At 29.3% G+C, this 16,528-nt stretch carries 13 protein-coding genes and 1 other RNA gene; 4 read left to right on the top strand and 10 right to left on the bottom strand.

Annotated elements, in window-relative coordinates; translation table 4 throughout:
* Window positions 1–23: 23 nt before the first annotated feature.
* The 10 genes from ACD762_RS07330 to recU all read right to left on the bottom strand — a co-directional run bounded on the left by ACD762_RS07330 (window position 24) and on the right by recU (window position 12,885).
* Window positions 24–1,343 carry an amidohydrolase gene (locus ACD762_RS07330; protein WP_423363327.1) on the bottom strand — a complete coding sequence of 440 codons (1,320 nt, stop codon included), beginning with the start codon at window positions 1,341–1,343 and terminating at the stop codon, window positions 24–26.
* A 21-nt stretch (window positions 1,344–1,364) separates the two neighbouring features.
* Window positions 1,365–1,835: a hypothetical protein gene (locus ACD762_RS07325; protein WP_423363326.1), complete on the bottom strand. Its 471-nt coding sequence runs from the start codon at window positions 1,833–1,835 to the stop codon at window positions 1,365–1,367.
* Window positions 1,828–2,694: a DUF3100 domain-containing protein gene (locus ACD762_RS07320; RefSeq protein ID WP_423363325.1), complete on the bottom strand. Its 867-nt coding sequence runs from the start codon at window positions 2,692–2,694 to the stop codon at window positions 1,828–1,830. The genes ACD762_RS07325 and ACD762_RS07320 overlap by 8 nt, the downstream gene beginning before the upstream one ends.
* Before the next feature lie 381 nt (window positions 2,695–3,075).
* Complete coding sequence (locus ACD762_RS07315; protein WP_423363324.1) at window positions 3,076–4,161, bottom strand: ABC transporter substrate-binding protein; 1,086 nt, start codon at window positions 4,159–4,161, stop codon at window positions 3,076–3,078.
* Window positions 4,148–4,939, bottom strand: coding sequence for an ABC transporter permease (locus ACD762_RS07310; RefSeq protein WP_423363323.1), 792 nt, complete (start codon window positions 4,937–4,939; stop codon window positions 4,148–4,150). The genes ACD762_RS07315 and ACD762_RS07310 overlap by 14 nt, the downstream gene beginning before the upstream one ends.
* Window positions 4,933–5,751: an ABC transporter permease gene (locus ACD762_RS07305; protein WP_423363322.1), complete on the bottom strand. Its 819-nt coding sequence runs from the start codon at window positions 5,749–5,751 to the stop codon at window positions 4,933–4,935. The genes ACD762_RS07310 and ACD762_RS07305 overlap by 7 nt, the downstream gene beginning before the upstream one ends.
* Window positions 5,738–6,796 carry an ABC transporter ATP-binding protein gene (locus tag ACD762_RS07300; protein WP_423363321.1) on the bottom strand — a complete coding sequence of 353 codons (1,059 nt, stop codon included), beginning with the start codon at window positions 6,794–6,796 and terminating at the stop codon, window positions 5,738–5,740. Before ACD762_RS07300 ends, ACD762_RS07305 begins: the two co-directional genes overlap by 14 nt.
* 257 nt (window positions 6,797–7,053) lie before the next feature.
* Window positions 7,054–9,069: a transglycosylase domain-containing protein gene (locus ACD762_RS07295; protein WP_423363320.1), complete on the bottom strand. Its 2,016-nt coding sequence runs from the start codon at window positions 9,067–9,069 to the stop codon at window positions 7,054–7,056.
* A 173-nt stretch (window positions 9,070–9,242) separates the two neighbouring features.
* Window positions 9,243–12,302: a transglycosylase domain-containing protein gene (locus ACD762_RS07290; RefSeq protein WP_423363319.1), complete on the bottom strand. Its 3,060-nt coding sequence runs from the start codon at window positions 12,300–12,302 to the stop codon at window positions 9,243–9,245.
* Window positions 12,295–12,885 carry a Holliday junction resolvase RecU gene (gene recU / locus ACD762_RS07285; protein WP_423363318.1) on the bottom strand — a complete coding sequence of 197 codons (591 nt, stop codon included), beginning with the start codon at window positions 12,883–12,885 and terminating at the stop codon, window positions 12,295–12,297. The genes ACD762_RS07290 and recU overlap by 8 nt, the downstream gene beginning before the upstream one ends.
* Window positions 12,886–12,998: 113 nt before the next feature.
* On the opposite strand from recU, the gene ACD762_RS07280 reads away from it, so the two are divergent.
* The 4 genes from ACD762_RS07280 (at window position 12,999) to ACD762_RS07265 (ending at window position 16,501) form a co-directional block, all read left to right on the top strand.
* Window positions 12,999–13,322, top strand: a complete 324-nt coding sequence (locus ACD762_RS07280; protein WP_423363317.1) for a DivIVA domain-containing protein — start codon at window positions 12,999–13,001, stop codon at window positions 13,320–13,322.
* Between the two features lie 28 nt (window positions 13,323–13,350).
* Window positions 13,351–13,702, top strand: an RNA gene (gene rnpB / locus ACD762_RS07275) — RNase P RNA component class B.
* 33 nt (window positions 13,703–13,735) lie between these two features.
* The gene (locus ACD762_RS07270; protein WP_423363316.1) at window positions 13,736–14,674 is read left to right on the top strand and encodes a magnesium transporter CorA family protein; all 939 of its coding nucleotides are present in this window, start codon (window positions 13,736–13,738) and stop codon (window positions 14,672–14,674) included.
* Between the two features lie 252 nt (window positions 14,675–14,926).
* The gene (locus ACD762_RS07265) at window positions 14,927–16,501 is read left to right on the top strand and encodes a helix-turn-helix domain-containing protein (protein WP_423363315.1); all 1,575 of its coding nucleotides are present in this window, start codon (window positions 14,927–14,929) and stop codon (window positions 16,499–16,501) included.
* Window positions 16,502–16,528: the final 27 nt, after the last annotated feature.

Here is a 16,528-nt window from a genome sequence, read left to right as displayed (position 1 = left end):
ATGTTGTGCTTTTATTATTATGTTTAGAATTTTATTATGCGATCATTTGTTTGCATAAAATCTAGGTATTCTTTTTTGTTCATTACTGGTTTAAAATCTTTTAGAATTGTTTTTGCTTCTTTTGCATCATCAAATAATAAATCTACTACTGTTAGTGCCATTGCTTTTGCTGGTGCTATATATGCGATATCTTCATCTATTATTTCAAAATCTCTTGTATGTAATGCTCCTTTAATTCCACCGATCATTGGGTGAAGTGTTGGCATTAAATGAGAAATATCTCCAAAATCAAATGATCCAGTAAAATCTCCACCATCAACTATTTTGTTACTTTCAATACCGATAGTTTCTAGATTGTTTTTAAATAAATTATCTAATTCATAATTACGTAAAATTGGTAAATAACCTGGAATTTCTGTTATTTCCACATTAGCTCCTACTGCCATTCCTCCAGCTTGTAAAGCTTTATTAACTTTACTATTAATAGAAATCATACCTTTTATTGTACGTGCTCTTACATATGTTTCCATCTCTACATTTGCAGGAACAACATTAACAATATCTCCACCTTTTGTTATGATAGGGTGAAATCTTGCTCTTTCTGATTCTGGAAATGTTTCTCTAAGTGCATTAACATTATTAATTGCTAACATTGCAGCATTTAAAGCATTTATTCCTTCATGTGGTGCTGAACCTGCATGAGATTCTTTTCCAATGAAGTGTACTTTTTTACCAATAAAGCCGTTGCTTTCTGGTCCGACTAAAGCTTTATCATCTTGTAAGTCTAAAGAGTGGAACATCATAGCCATATCTATATTATCAAAATGTCCTTTATCTACTAATTCTTGTTTACCACCAAAGTAAGTTATTTTTCCTTCGTTTTTTAATTTTTGACGATACTCTAATTCTATAAATTCTTCAGCTGGTGTTGCCATAAAAGTAACTTTTCCAGCTAATTGATCAAGAATACCACTATTTACTAGTCCATATGCTGCTCCTAGCATACCGGCAATTTGAATATTATGTCCACATGTGTGAGATGCACCAATGTCATTACTATCTTTATGTTCTTTACATGAAATTGCATCTAATTCTCCAAGTATAGCGATGTTTGGACCATCAACATTTTCATTTGCAACTGCTTTGGCACCTGTTACAACGATTTCTTTTTCGGCATTTAGTTTTAATTCAGTTTTAAAGAAATCATATACTGCATTAGTAGTTTTAACTTCTTTGTATCCAAACTCTGGATTTTTATATATTTCTCTTCCTACATTAATAATTTTTTCTTTATTATCATCTATTGTTTTAATTATTTGTTCTTTTATTTGTTCTTTATTCATAGTAATTCTCCTTTGATATTTTTAGATTGCTCCTTGAAGTGTTAATACTACATGAGCAATAGTAGCACAGGCAAAGAAAATAGTTGTAAAAACTAATATTGATATAACTACTATTTTCCATGACATTTCTTTTAGTTGTTCTATTTTATTTCCGACTGATAATCCAGCAAATGCTAATAATGGTGTTGTTACTGCCATAAAATTAACATTGTTTGTATTTTCAAGAAAGATATCAGCTACTGGCGAAGCTGGCATACTTAATAATAATCCAATTATAGTTGCAAACCCAAAAGCAGGAAAGATTGATTTTGGAAATAGATCTTTTAATAATATTGCTAACATTGCAGTAACAATTATCATTATCATACCTGGAGTTGCAAGTATAATTGATGTTCCAGAACTAATTCTTTGACCAATTAAGATTGTAATTCCAATACAACACATAACTAATAATTGATAAGAAGTTCTTTTTAAATCGATATTTTTAAACATTGTCTGTCTCCTTTTCCACTGTTATTTTCTTTTCTTTTCTTTGTTTATGAAATTTTGCAAAGAATGGTTCAAATCTTGCATATAAGAAATTAGTAAATGGTAATGATACAAATACTAAGAAGATGATACCAGTAATACTTGACATCATATTACTTGTAGCAGCATAGGATAATATTGTATCTTCCATACCTGGTGGAAGGGATGCTGATAATGATGCAGCAGCAGCTGTCATCATACTACCACTACCAACTCCACATGCCATTGCTAATGCATAGGGATGTAATCCAGTAAATACTGCAACAGAACCAAGTAAAGAAAAATAAATTGTTCCTAATACTGTTCCCATTAGATATGTTCCTAAAACACCACTTCCTTCAGGTGAATTAATACCATATTTTTCTGAAATAACTCCTAGTGATGGCTCACGCGAAATACTTGCTGTAGCACCAACTGCTTCTCTTTTCATACCAAATAGTAATGCAAGTGGTAAAGCAACAATAGGGGCTAAGATATGCCCAAACTCTTGAGCTATAAATGCTGGTCCTGCTTGAATAATGTTTTCAATATTTGGACCAACGGTTGTACCATATTTAATACCTAGCATTACAAGTGCAATACCTACTACATCACCTGCAATATCTATTTCTTTTTCGTTGATATATTTTTTTAAAATCGTTATCTTGGATCCTAATAGATCTGGGGTAATACATAATGCAATTAATACAGCATATAGCATTGGGAAAAATGCAATATTGAATTTACCTAAAGTTAATGTTCTTGGTCCGATAAATTCACAAATAACGACTATTATTAATACGCAAGCAAAGGCATTAATAAAATTTTTCTTTTGAACTTTCATAAGATCCTCCATCTATTTTTTATTTAAGGACATGTCACAAAATGTCCTTTATCATATAATACTCATTTTTTTGACTTAGTCAATATATATTAACTAAATTATAACTAAATTATGGATATTTTATGAATATTAAGGCTTTTATAAGTCTATGAGTAAAAATTATAACTATTTATATAATATTTCTTTATCTTTAATTACTGATAAGGTATTGCATCTAATTATACTTACTATATTAAATTATAATATTATTTGACTTTTAATTTCCTAGGCAATATTTTAAAGATATATTATCAACATCTTTTAGATATTGCCGTAATTAATATATGAAATAGGGCACAAAAAAAGGTAACAAAATTTGTTACCTTGAGTAATTGATTAATATTATTTACTTTTTGATTGTGTAAACATTTCTTCTAGTTTCACCATGTAATCTAATCCTAAGAAATGATATGCTTGTGGTTTTAAACCTTTGATAGTACTTGCATCATAAAATGGATCTTCAAACAAGTAAGCTGTTTCTTCATCTTTTTTTAGTGCATCCATTACATTAACAAAAGGTGAAGCATAACCAATATAGCTTGCATTTTCAACTGCATTATCCTGTTTTAGCATAAAGTTTAAAAATTTATGTGCAAGTTCTGGATTTTTACTTGTAGATGGAATTACTAGACCATCAACCCAATAATTTGTACTTTTTGGTGTGTAAAAGTGAAAGTCTAAATCTCGACCATCTTCTTCTGCTGCAAACATCTCATCATAATAATCACCAGAGTATACTAGTGCTAAATCTAAATTACCTATTCCAACACTTTTTTTAAGATTATCATCACCATATACATCATAGTTCATTGATTTTAAAGCATCATATGCTTTGTTAAGTTCTTTTTCATTAGTTGCATTAACATCTTTGTTCTGATTTAATAAAGCAGCAGCAAAAGCATCACGACTTGAGTTATACATACCGATTTTTGCATTTGGTAGCAATGTATGATCAAATAAAACATTCCATCCATTTTTTTCGATAACATCTTTAATATTTGAAATATTTTTTGTACTATACATTATACCAATTGTTCCATTAAAGTAAGGAACATAATTTTTAGAATCAGGTCCATTTTCTTTAACTAGTTTATTTAAATTTTTGGTATCATAGTTACTAAGTTTTGAATAATCTATATCAGTTAGTAAATTTTCATCTTGTAGTTGTTCAATCATGTAATCACTTGGAACTGCAATGTCATAACTTGTTCTATTATTTTTAATTTGTTCATACATTGCTTCATTTGACTCAACTTCACTTAAGACAACAGTTACTTTATATTCATCTTCGAATTTTTTAATTACATCTTCACTTATATAATCTCCCCAGTTCATTAAGTATAGTGTATTTTCATTTCCACCTGAACCACTACAGGCACTTAAAACTACTGCAAATATTGCTACAAGTAATATTTTAATTTTTTTCATTATTTTTTGTTCCTTTCTTAGAAAACATATTTATATATATAAGTACCCCAAGAATTCCTAGTGTAATTATTGTATTGTATGCATAAGCTGCAGGAGAAAATGATCTTCTATTCATTCTTGAATATATCCAAGTTGAGAAATTTGAAAATCCATCTCCGGTTGTATAGTATGAGATGATAAAGTCATCTATACTCATAGTGAAAGCAATTAAAGCACCAGAGATGATTCCTGTTTTTATTGCTGGTATTATTACTTTTCTAATAGCTTGATAGTGTGTGCAGCCTAAATCTCTAGCTGCATCATATGTATTATTATCTATTTGTTTAAGTTTAGGCATTACACTTAAGACAACAAATGGTATACAGAAAAAGACGTGTGCTGTTAACATTGTGTATGGTCCAAAAGTAAACCCTAAAATTGAAAATACTAGCATTAAACTAATACCAGTTACAATATCGGCATTTAATATAGGCATATTATTTAAGAATAAAACAATATTACGGTATTTTCTTTTTAAACTATTAATTCCGATTGCAATTAATGTACCAGCTACTGTAGCAATTGCAGTTGCTGCAATTGCTATTGCCCAGGTATTCATTATTGCAGTAAATAAAGATTTATCGGTGAATATTTCAATATACCACTTAAGGGTAAAACCATTAAATTCATAAGGTCTTAATGAATCGTTTATTGATAGAAATGAAAATATTGCAATTGGTATATAAAGTAATAAAAGTGCTATTATAAAGATTAGTACTTTTGAGATCTTTTTTATCATAATAATAAGTCACCATCCTTGTCTTTACTGTTTATGAATATCATTACAACAAAGATAATGATTATTAGTATTACTGATAACAAACTACCAAAACTATAATTGAAAGATTTTCCAAAATTTGAGTTGATTAAATTACCAATTAAATTTATTTTTCCACCACTTAATCTTTCTGGTAAGGCAAAATTAGTTGCACTTGGCAAAAATGTCATGGTAATTCCACTATATACACCAGGAAGTGATAATGGCCAAATAACTTTGGTAAAAGTTTGAATTGTGGTAGCTCCTAAATCTTTACTAGCTTCAACTAATGAATTGTCTAGTTTATTTAAAGAAGTATAAATTGGGAAAATCATTAATGGCAAATAGGTTGAGACCATACCAATAATAATGGCAATTGGACTTCCTATTAAATCTAGGCTTATACCAAACATGTTTAAGATGCTTGAAGGACTAAATAGTATTTCCCATCCAATTATTCTAAGTAGCATATTTGACCACATAGGTAAAATCAGTAAGGCAAACATTAAGTTTCTTTTTCTTCCTTCCATCTTTGAAAGAAAGTATGCTACTGGATACCCAATCAACAAGCATAGTAATGATGCAATAGATGATAAGGTAATTGAGTTTATATATGCTTGTAAATAAATACTTGATGTTAAATTTTTAAAATTATTTAATGAAAAATGTATGTTATTAAAATCTAGTCCAATTGCATTGGTAAATGTTAAAAATACCATTAATAAAAAAGGTATTAGTACTAATACAAATAACCATATCATGTAAATTGGAATGATTAATCTAGACTTTTTCATTATCTTTTACCTTCATTAAATGAATTTCAAATGGATCAACACTTAATCCTATTTTAGTTCCTATTTCTTTATCTTCATAAGCGTTTACTACTAATTCTTTGTCTTTAATATTATCAAGTTCAATAATGAATTCGTAGTGGACACCCTTAAATACTTTATCAGTTATTGTACCGATCAGTTTAGCATTATCTAAATCAACAACATCAAAATCTTCTGGTCTAATTACAATATCACAAGGTTCAGATACTATAAAATTATCATCAACACAATCAAGAAGGGTGTTTGCAAATTCTACTACTCTATTACCTTTATATACACCTCTAATTATGTTAGATTCACCAATGAAATTTGCAACAAATCTATTTTTAGGCTCATTATAAATATCTTCTGGTGTACCGATTTGTTGAATTTCTCCGTGGTTTAAAACAACTACAGTATCTGACATTGTTAAAGCTTCTTCTTGATCATGAGTTACAAATATAAATGTTATACCTAAGTTTTTTTGCAATTCTTTCAATTCATATTGAAGTTCTTGTCTAAGTTTTAGATCTAAAGCACCAAGTGGTTCATCTAATAAAAGTACTTTTGGTTTGTTAACAATAGCTCTTGCAATAGCAACTCGTTGTTGTTGCCCACCACTAAGCTTTTCAATTTTTCTTTGTTTCATTTTTTCTAAATCAACTAGTTTTAAAGCCCAATTTACTAGTTCTTCAATTTCTTGTTCGGTTTTTTTCTTCATTCTTAGTCCAAATGCGATATTTTCATAAACATTTAGATGAGGGAATAAAGCATATTTTTGGAATACAGTATTTATTTGTCTTTCATTTGGTTGAATATGAGCAATATCTTTACCATCAAAAATAATACTCCCACTGTTTAATTCCTCAAAACCACCAATTAGTCTCAACAGTGTAGTTTTACCACAACCTGATGGACCAACAAGGGTTATAAATTCATTCTCGTTTATATATAGATTAAAGTCATTTAAAACTTCTGTTTCATCATAACTTTTAAAAACATTTTTAAGTTCAATTAGTTTTTTCATTGTAACCTCCTTGTTTATATTATAAAACTTTTTGTTTACTTACTAGTTAATTATAAAAGAATTTCTTCTTCTATTCAATGAGAATTTTGTTAGTATATAGTTAGTTTGTTATTTTTAAGTTAAGAACATAAAATATTTTTATATATCTAAATGGATGATATTTAAAAATAAAAATAATACTTTTAATAAAAAAGAGTGAGAATAAATCTCACTCTAATAATATAAATTGTCTAAGGGTTTTAATATTAACTTATTTGTTATTTATAGACCCAAGCACCGTTTGAACCGCGAACAATTCCACTTGGAGCCTTTTGATCCATATAACTAGTTTCATCGCCTGTAACCATTTTTCTCATTACTGCACCCCAAATTGTTGCAGCATAATCATGTTGGCTACCCCATTGTGGCCATTTACCTTTTTCAATACCTTTAGTATCATATCCTGTCCAAACTGACATAGTGTAAACAGATGTATACCCTGTATACCATGAATCTTTTGCTGATAAGTTAGGTATTCCATATCTAGCACCTTCTTTACCCCAGTTTGAAGTACCAGTTTTAGCTACATATGGAGCTTGAGAGAAGTTTGCAGCACTTAATAAGCCAGAGCTATTACCTTTTGTTGCTCTCTCTAATGAGTTTGACATCATAAATGCCGTTCTTTCATCTACAGCTCTTTCTTTTTTAATAGTTTTTTCTGTTTTCTTATTTGTCGTTTGATCAACAAATGAAGTAACTGTATGAGGTTCTATATAATAACCACCGTTTCCAAATGCTTGGTAAGCACCATTCATTTGTTTTGGTGATACTCCAGTTTGAGTTCCACCTAATGCATAAGCATATGTTAGTTCGGAAGTTTTGAAATTAAACCCAAGTTTTGTTAGATATTTATTAAGTCCTTTAAAACCAACTTTGTTAACAACAGCTTCTAAAGCACGAACTGCTGTTAGATTTCTAGATGATTCAAGAGCTTTATCCATAGTTAATGTTCCACCACTTTTTCCATCGAAGTTTCTGATTGATGTATTAGTTCCAGGATAATTCATAGCAGCATTAGAAATAGGTTGTCGATCTGACCAGTGTAAAAATTCAAAGGTTGGTGCATAATCTATTATTGGTTTAAATGCAGATCCAGGTTGATTTTGGAGGTCGATAGCATTATTTAATAATGATATACCACCATTTTTATATTGTTTCCCACCACCAACAGCTTGTATTTCACCTGTTTGTGTTTTTGTTAACATAAATCCAAAGTTCATATCTTTATCTGGTAAGGCTAATATTTCACCTTTTTGAATTTTATTTGCATATTTTTGAGCTTTTTTGTCCATTGTTGTATATATTTTATAAGAGTTATTTTTGAAGTCAGCTTTATAAGTGTCTTCCATTTCTCTTTTAACAACATCTATATATGATCCATACTCAGTTGTTCGAGATTGATTATTTATTTTTACAGTATTTTCAACTTGAACTTGTTGTAATAGATAAAATTCAGGTTCAGACAAATAGCCTTGGTTTTTTGATGCTAATAAAACATTGTTTAGTCTGTTTTTTGAATTGTTGATATATGTTCCATCTTTTTCATCATGGTATCCTAGTGGATTGTATGTTGATGGAGAGTTTAGAGTACCTACCATTAATGCAGATTGAACAGCATCTAATTGGTAAGCCTTTTTATCAAAAAAGTATTCTGAAGCTCTTTCTATACCATGAATATTGTTTTTACCATAAAAGAAATAATTAAAATAAAGTTCCATTATTTCTGTTTTATCTATTTCTTTTTCAGCTTTAATTGCTAACATAATTTCTTTTACTTTACGAGTAACACTTTTTTCATTACGATCCAAGTGTGTCCAACCAATTATTTGTTGAGTAATAGATGAACCACCACTTTTAGAGTCACTGTTTAAAATAATAGATTTAAAACCACTTTCTAAAGTATTAATTACATCAATTCCACCATGGGTGAAGTAAGATGAATCTTCTGTACCAACTAGAATATTGATTAAACTTTGATTTAATGCACTGTATTTTACATTTTCTTGATTTTCTTCTTTTCTTGATATAGTTCCTATTAGTTTTTTATTATTATCATAAACATAGCTATCATTTGGCCTTACCATACTTGCTATTTCTAAATCTGGTAAGTTTGAGTACATGTATATTGATAATACGCCAACAGCAATCATTCCGACAAAACTTAGGTTTAAAAATACATCAAAAACCTTTAGAATCGTGCTTTTATTTTTCTTATTTTTCTTATCCTTCGACATGCTTTCACCCTTTTTCAATTTTTTATAATTATAACATGATTTAAACCAAATTTAAACAAATATAAAAGACAAGACTGCCAATTTAGAATCTCTTCAGATAATAACTACATGGCTGTCCTTGTCTTTTTTCTAATTGCTTAAGTAAGGTATAAACATAAATCAAATAGTACTAATTAATTTGTATTATTTGGATTTCTTGTGTTGTTTTGATCATTGTTTTCATTGTTATTCTCATTGTTATTTTCATTATTGTCTTCAGTATTATCTTCAGACTCATTTGAATCTTGATTATTATCATTATTATTGCCATTTTCTGGAGTTTGAGTAGTGTTATTATCATTGCTATTATCTGTTTCAGGCTCTTGAGCAGGGCAAGTATTATACAGCTTTGAATTGTAGTAACACTTTGAAACTGTTGCATATTTTTTTCCGTTATAAAGAATATATGCTGAAATAGTATCATAATCACTTACACTAAGTGTTAATGAATTCTTCGAGGTTGAAGTTTCATTTCCACCTATAGATAATACACCTTCATAATCTTCAGGTCTTTTATTAAATGTTGCAGTTATACTTCCTTTTGCTACAGATAATTTTACACTTAAATCATCTGTATCTACTGAACTTGAGTAACCACTTGGAGCATTTGTTTTATAGAAGTATGCTGTTTGGTTACTTGAATATCCAATTTTATAAGGAGGTTCAGTAGTAGGATCAAATGTTGCTTCAATAATTCCATCTGGTAAATCCATAGCTAACCATGATTTTTCTTTTCCATTTACCATTTTTTTCATCATTGCTCCCCATATTCTAGCTGAGTAATCATGAGTACCATTATAGAAGTTAGGATATTTACCTTTTTTAATTTGATCTGCATCATAACCACCCCATGATGACATTGTATATTCAGTGGTATATCCTACAAACCAAGTATCTTTTGGTGCTAAATCTGGTATTCCATACTTAGCTCCTGCATCATCCCAGTTTGATGTACCAGTTTTTGCAGCATATGGAGTTTCATTATAATTTGCAGTTGATATGTATGCACCAGAAATCTTTGTTGATCTTTCAAGAGTTGTAGAAGTCATAAAGGCCGTTTTTTCATCTATTACTCTTTCCTTTTTAGTAGTATTTTTAATTTCGTTTTTATCTTCATCATCTGTATAAGAATTAATAGTAAACGGTTCTATATAATAACCACCATTACCAAATGTTTGATAAGCACCATTCATTTCTTTTGGTGTAACCCCATGTTTAAGACCACCTAAACTATATGCAGGAACAACTTCATTTGAACTAAAGCTAAAGCCTAATTTATTTAAGTAGGTTGTTAAACCATCAAAACCAATTTTATCAGTAACTGCATCCATTGCTCGTGCGGCAGTTAGGTTTCGAGATAAAGCAATAGCTCGATCCATTGTTAAGATACCACCACTTGTTTGATCGACATTGAATACTTCAGTTCCATTGTCCCAATAGTATCTAGCATTACTAATTGGAGTTCTATCAGACCACTGCAAGAATTCAAAAGTAGGGGAGTAATCAATAATTGGTTTAAAAGCAGAGCCAGGTTGCTGTTTGTTTTGAGTAGCATTATTAAACAAGGATGCTCCACCATTTCGATATTGTTTACCACCACTTAATGCTACAATAGCACCGGTTTGAGTTTTAGTAACCATAAAACCAAAGTTTAGTTGCGAATCAGGTACACTTACATGTTTCTTAGTTGTAAGTCCATGGGCATATTTTTGAGCTGTTCTATCCATTGTTGTATAAACCTTTAAAGATTTTGTATATGGATCAACATTGTATTTACTTTCTAATTCTTCAGCTACAACATCAATATAATCTTGATATGGATTAGCACTAACAACACTCTTATTTAAATCAATAACATTTTGAATGTTAACTTGTTGAAGTAAATAGTATTCAGGATTATCTAAATAGCCTTGGTTTTTATTTGAAAGTAAAACATTGTTTAATCTTCTTTGTGAATTATTTACATAAGTATCGCCAATATAACCACCTAAAGGATTATAGGCAGTTGGAGCATTTAAAGTTCCTACTAAAATTGATGATTGAACATAATCGGCATTACTAACACTTGTATCAAAGAAGTATTTAGATGCAAGCTCAACACCACGAACATTTCCTTGTCCAAAATCAAAGTAATTTAGATATGAAGTCAATATAGTTGATTTATCTAATTGAGTCTCAGCAATACCAGATAAGAATATTTCACGTATTTTTCTAGTAATTGAAGAGTTACCAATTCTACCAACATGAGTTTGACCTATAATTTGTTGCGTTATTGAAGATCCACCAGCACTTCCACTTCGTAGTAAAACAGATTTTACTCCATTTTCTACCGTATTAATAATATCAAATCCATGGTGTGAAAAGAATGTTGCATCTTCTGTACCAACTACTGAGTTTATAATTCCTTGGTTAAGTTGATTATAATGAATATTCTCAACATTAGCTCCATCCTCACGTCGCTGAATAATTTTACCAATCAATTTTTTATTGTTGTCATAAACCATTGTATCATTTGGTCGATAAATAAGTTCTTTTGTAAATTGATTAGGACTTGAAATAATTACAGCAGATACTCCAATAAAACCTATTATAAATAAAGCAAATGAAGCTCTTAAAAAATAATCAAATATTCTTAAAGGTTTAGATTTAATTTTAGTTCCAAAAAAGGCAAACCAAATATTATCAATAAATTTATTTTTAAATTTTCTTGGACGATTGTTGTTATCATCATTGTTATTACCACCACCACTAGCAAGTGGTTCTGGTTTATATTCATAATTTACATCAAGTTCATCATCATGAAATGGAATGTTACTAGTTTTTTGTACAGTAGAAGCTAAAGCGTTTTTATCAACTACAACCTTTTCATTTTGCATTGATTCAGGCTGTATAGCTTTAGTTTGCTGAGAACGTAGTTTACTTGCAATTTCATGAGTGCTAGGTTTAGTCGATCTAGTATTAGTTAAATCTTGAACATTACGTTGATGCAACTGATTACTCTGATTAGAAGAAGGAAAAATTTCCTTGCTATTCTTTTTATCTAATGGAGCAGCCTTAACTTTATCACTCAAGGATGACCTTGCTTTATTTGGGTTTATTGAAGAAGTTTTTCGATTAAGTGGTATATTAGTAGTATCACTGTTATCATTAACCTTATCGATTAAGGAACTTCTTGGATTTTTTTTATTATTCAAATTTTGACACCTCTTTATTTATAATATTATCTACACATTGCAGATAATCAATTCTTGGATTATATTTTTGACTAACGATGTAGCCATTAGCTTTTATTATATCATATTGTAGACTTTTATGACCATCATTTCTTGCTTTAATAATTATTTTAGCATCGATGACATATATTTCATCAAAGGGTATGAATCTTATAATAAAAAAGGCGATTCCACCATGCTTAATAACACTTTCTAAGTGGTTGAATTGATGTTGATGAATATTAGCAAATTTAAAAATAGTAGAATTTCTAGTCTCTTTAGCTTCAAAATCAATATAAAAGCCTTTATATACACCATTATAATCAGTTGTAGATGGTGTTTTGTAATATGCTTCAGTTATTCTAGCTTTTGATCTTTGTGGATAGTCAACTGAAACTACTTGAATTGGTGTAGGTTTTTTATGTATATTGGCTATTTCTTGAGCTAAATAAAATTTATTTGTACTGTCTAAATCTTTTTCTAAAGTCATACCTCTATTAGAAGCACTCTTTTTTGAATCTTTATGTACTGCTCTAAAATTCTTACCATTTGGATACTTAATCATGTAATCACACCTTCAATTGTAATTATATAATATCTTATATTACTTGAAAAGTATGAACATAAAATGTATAATAAATTAGATTATATATACAAAATTGAGAGGTGAGTCAATTTATGGAGAAACTTAAATTAAATAGTGAAATAATTTTAGACAAAGAATTTGATATAGATATTAAAGGATACAGTGCTAAACAAGTAGATATGTTTTTAGATATTGTATTTGAAGATTATCAGTCTTTTGAAAAGATTATTGATGGCTATGAAGCTCAAATAAAAGAGTTAAATGGGGAATTATCTAAAACTAAAGCAGATTTAGAAAGTACTCTTAAAAGTCAAGTTGTATCAAATGAAATGGTTCAAACTGAGAAAATTAATACTTTAGATATCTTGAAAAGATTATCTAAACTTGAACAAGAAGTTTATAACAATTTGAAATAAAGTGTAATATAAAGTTATAATAAAACTGAATATCAGGCAATCGCTGCAGATTTAGTCTGTAGAGGAAAGTCCATGCTCTTACAAGCTGCAATGCTTGTAGTGTTTGTGCTAGAGGAAAAAATAACTCTAGTCAGTATCGATGATATTGAAGGCTGCGCAAAGACCTAAGTCAAATGATATGGTTAATGCCTTTAAAAGTGCCACAGTGACGTAGCTGACTTTGAAAAAAGCCAGGTGGAACGAGGTAAACCCCACAAAAGAGAAACCCAAATTACGGTAGGGGAACTAGTATAAGCAAACTAAAGCTAAATACTGGATGTGTTATGCACATAGATAAATGGTTGCCACTCTGAATTAGAGAACAGAACATGGCTTACGATATTCAGTTTAATTTATAATAAGTAGGTGATTGAGTGTTAAAAATATTTAAAAACAATGGAATCAAATTAGCAGAATTAGAACAAATAGACAAAGAGTGTTGGATTCATTTAGAAAATCCTACTAAGGAAGAAATGATGTATGTCTATAAACAAACTAACTGCCACTTTGATTTTTTAAGTGCCCCTCTAGACTTAGAGGAAATGCCACGTATAGAAAGAGAAGATGATCAATTTCTTACTGTAGTAAATGTTGTAAACGAATCATTTGATGAAGAGTTAAATCTTTACTATGATACTATACCAGTTGGAATTGTAATGTTAGATGATTATATAATCACAATTGCACCACAAAGTGTTAGTTGTATAAATACTTTAATAAATCGTAATATTAGGATTGTCTCTACATTAAGAAGGAACAAATTATTAATTCAAATTTTATATTTTATGGCAGGCGACTACTTAAAAGCCCTTCAAAAAATAGATAAAATTTCATTGAAAATTGAATCCGATATGAAAAAGGCACCAGATAATAAGGCAATTGTAGAGTTATTATCATTAGAAAAAACATTAGTTTATTTTAAATCAGCACTTAGAGCAAATGAAAGTGTTATAAAAAAATTAAACAGATTTCAATGGATTCACAGATTTGAAGCTGATACAGACTTATTAGAAGATACAATTATTGAAATTAACCAAGCTACTGATATGACTGATATTAATATTAGTATCATCATTGGTTTAAGAGAAGCTTTTTCAAGCTTAATTTCAAATAATTTAAATATAACTATGAGAATTTTAGCAAGTATTACAATTTTGCTAACAGTTCCAACCATGATTTTTAGCTTTTATGGTATAAATACAAATTTAAGTGAGTTGCCTAAATTAATGCAATCAACTACCTTTGTATCTATTACTGCAGTATCGATAACGGCTCTAATATATATAATACTAAAAAAGAAAGATTTATTATAATGGTTTCAAAAGAAATCATTTTTTAATTAAAATTTAAATCTTCACAAATAAAACAGTCGATTTTATATTACATAAATAGTGTCTACTAGCAAATACAGTATATCAAATAGTCTATTTAAATGCCCATTTTAGCCATGTTTCAGGTTTATGAGCAATAGTTTATGTCTTTTTATTGTATAGGTTTAAAATGGTGTGATATAATCACACTATATAAAATATGTGACGTTTTGTAGAAATTAAAGAGGTGATTGAATGAGTAAAGTAGGGAATCAACTTAGGGAGAAAAGAGAATCTCTTGGATTATCAATAGATGATGTGGTAAACCAAACAAAAATTCAAAAGGTATATGTTGATGCAATTGAGAGTAATGATTTTTCATTTTTTCAAAATCAGGATTTTTATCAACAAGTCTTTGTTGGAAGATACGCAGACTTCCTAAGTATGGATAAGAATGCAATTTTGTCTGCATTACAGGATGATCGAAATGATTATACTGCAATGAAAGAGAAAAAAGCTAAAGAAATTAAGGAAAAACAAAACATTAGTGCAGATGAACTTCTACCAAAAGAACCGCTAATACCAAAGCAGTTTAAAAGAAGTAGTACTATTGAAGATGTGCAAGATGTACAAAATCTTACTAATGAAGAAGTTAGTGTAGAACCACAAGCAGAATTACATGATTCAAATGTTCTTTATGAAGCAGAAGAAGAGCTACTAGAAGAACCTATACTTCCAGAAACAGAGAAAGTAGAAGAAGTTGATGAACAATTTAATCAACTGCTTGAAGAAATCAACCAAAACGTTAATGTAGACAATAAAGATTATTTTGATGAATATGATAATCAAGAAATATATCCTGAAGATGAAGCTGAATCAGAGTTTTTAGCAGAGTCAGATGAGATTGATCAAGAAAGTACTCATTATGAGAATGATCTAATGGAAAGTGATTCATCAAATGAGGATGTTGAAGAAACAACATATGAAAAACAGGTTGAAGATTTAACACAGCCACTTGATGATGGAAGTGAACTTGAAATAGAAGTACTAGAAAATCAAACAACTGAACCACATGAACAAGTTGAAGTAAGCGCTGAAGATGAATATGAAAATAACTTAATGAATGATTCAATTTTTGCTGAGATAGACAAAATAAATCAAGATGTTGAAGCTACTAGAATTGCTAAAGAGGAAGAAAACCGCAAAGCAAAAGAAGAAGCTGAAATAGCAAGTTATAGCCATAATGAACCAGAAGCATTTGATTTTGATAAAATAAGTAATGAATTACAAAATACTCAAGTAATTGATTTAACAAAAGGGATCGACCTTGAAACAATAAATCAACCAAATACAGTAGTTGAAGATACAGTAGGAATTGTTGCAGAAGATGCACAACCTGTTACTGAACCTGCAACAGTAGTTGAAGAAAAAAATCTTGAAGTAGAAAATATTAGTACTAAACAAGTTACTAATCCAACTATTTCAGATCTAGAAAATAGAATGAATCAAAGTAGTGATAAAGCTGATGCTTTAGAAGAAACTACAAAATTAGATGATTTAGTTGCAGAAAAAGGACTTAATCAAAGTAATAATACAGAATTAGAACAAGTTTTAAATTTAAAAACTAGACCAAGAAAAAATGAAGATGCCCAAGAAGAAACTAAGCAAATGAAAGTTGCTAAAGCTTTAGGGGATAACAATGGTGTAGTAGATGAAGCAGAAGAAGCTAAAATAAAAAGAGCTAAAATTATTGATGCTGTTTTAATAGTATTGATAATCTTATTACTATGTTATTTGTTCTACTTATTGTTAACTAATAAAATATTTTAAAAGTAAAACTCAACTAGTTAAGTTGAG

Origin of the sequence: Mycoplasma sp. P36-A1 (genome assembly GCF_049478495.1) — a bacterium.
Lineage (GTDB): Bacteria > Bacillota_I > Bacilli_A > JAJDGJ01 > JAJDGJ01 > P36-A1.
Note: the sequence above shows the minus strand (reverse complement) of the source record. Positions and strands in the feature narration are given on the sequence as shown.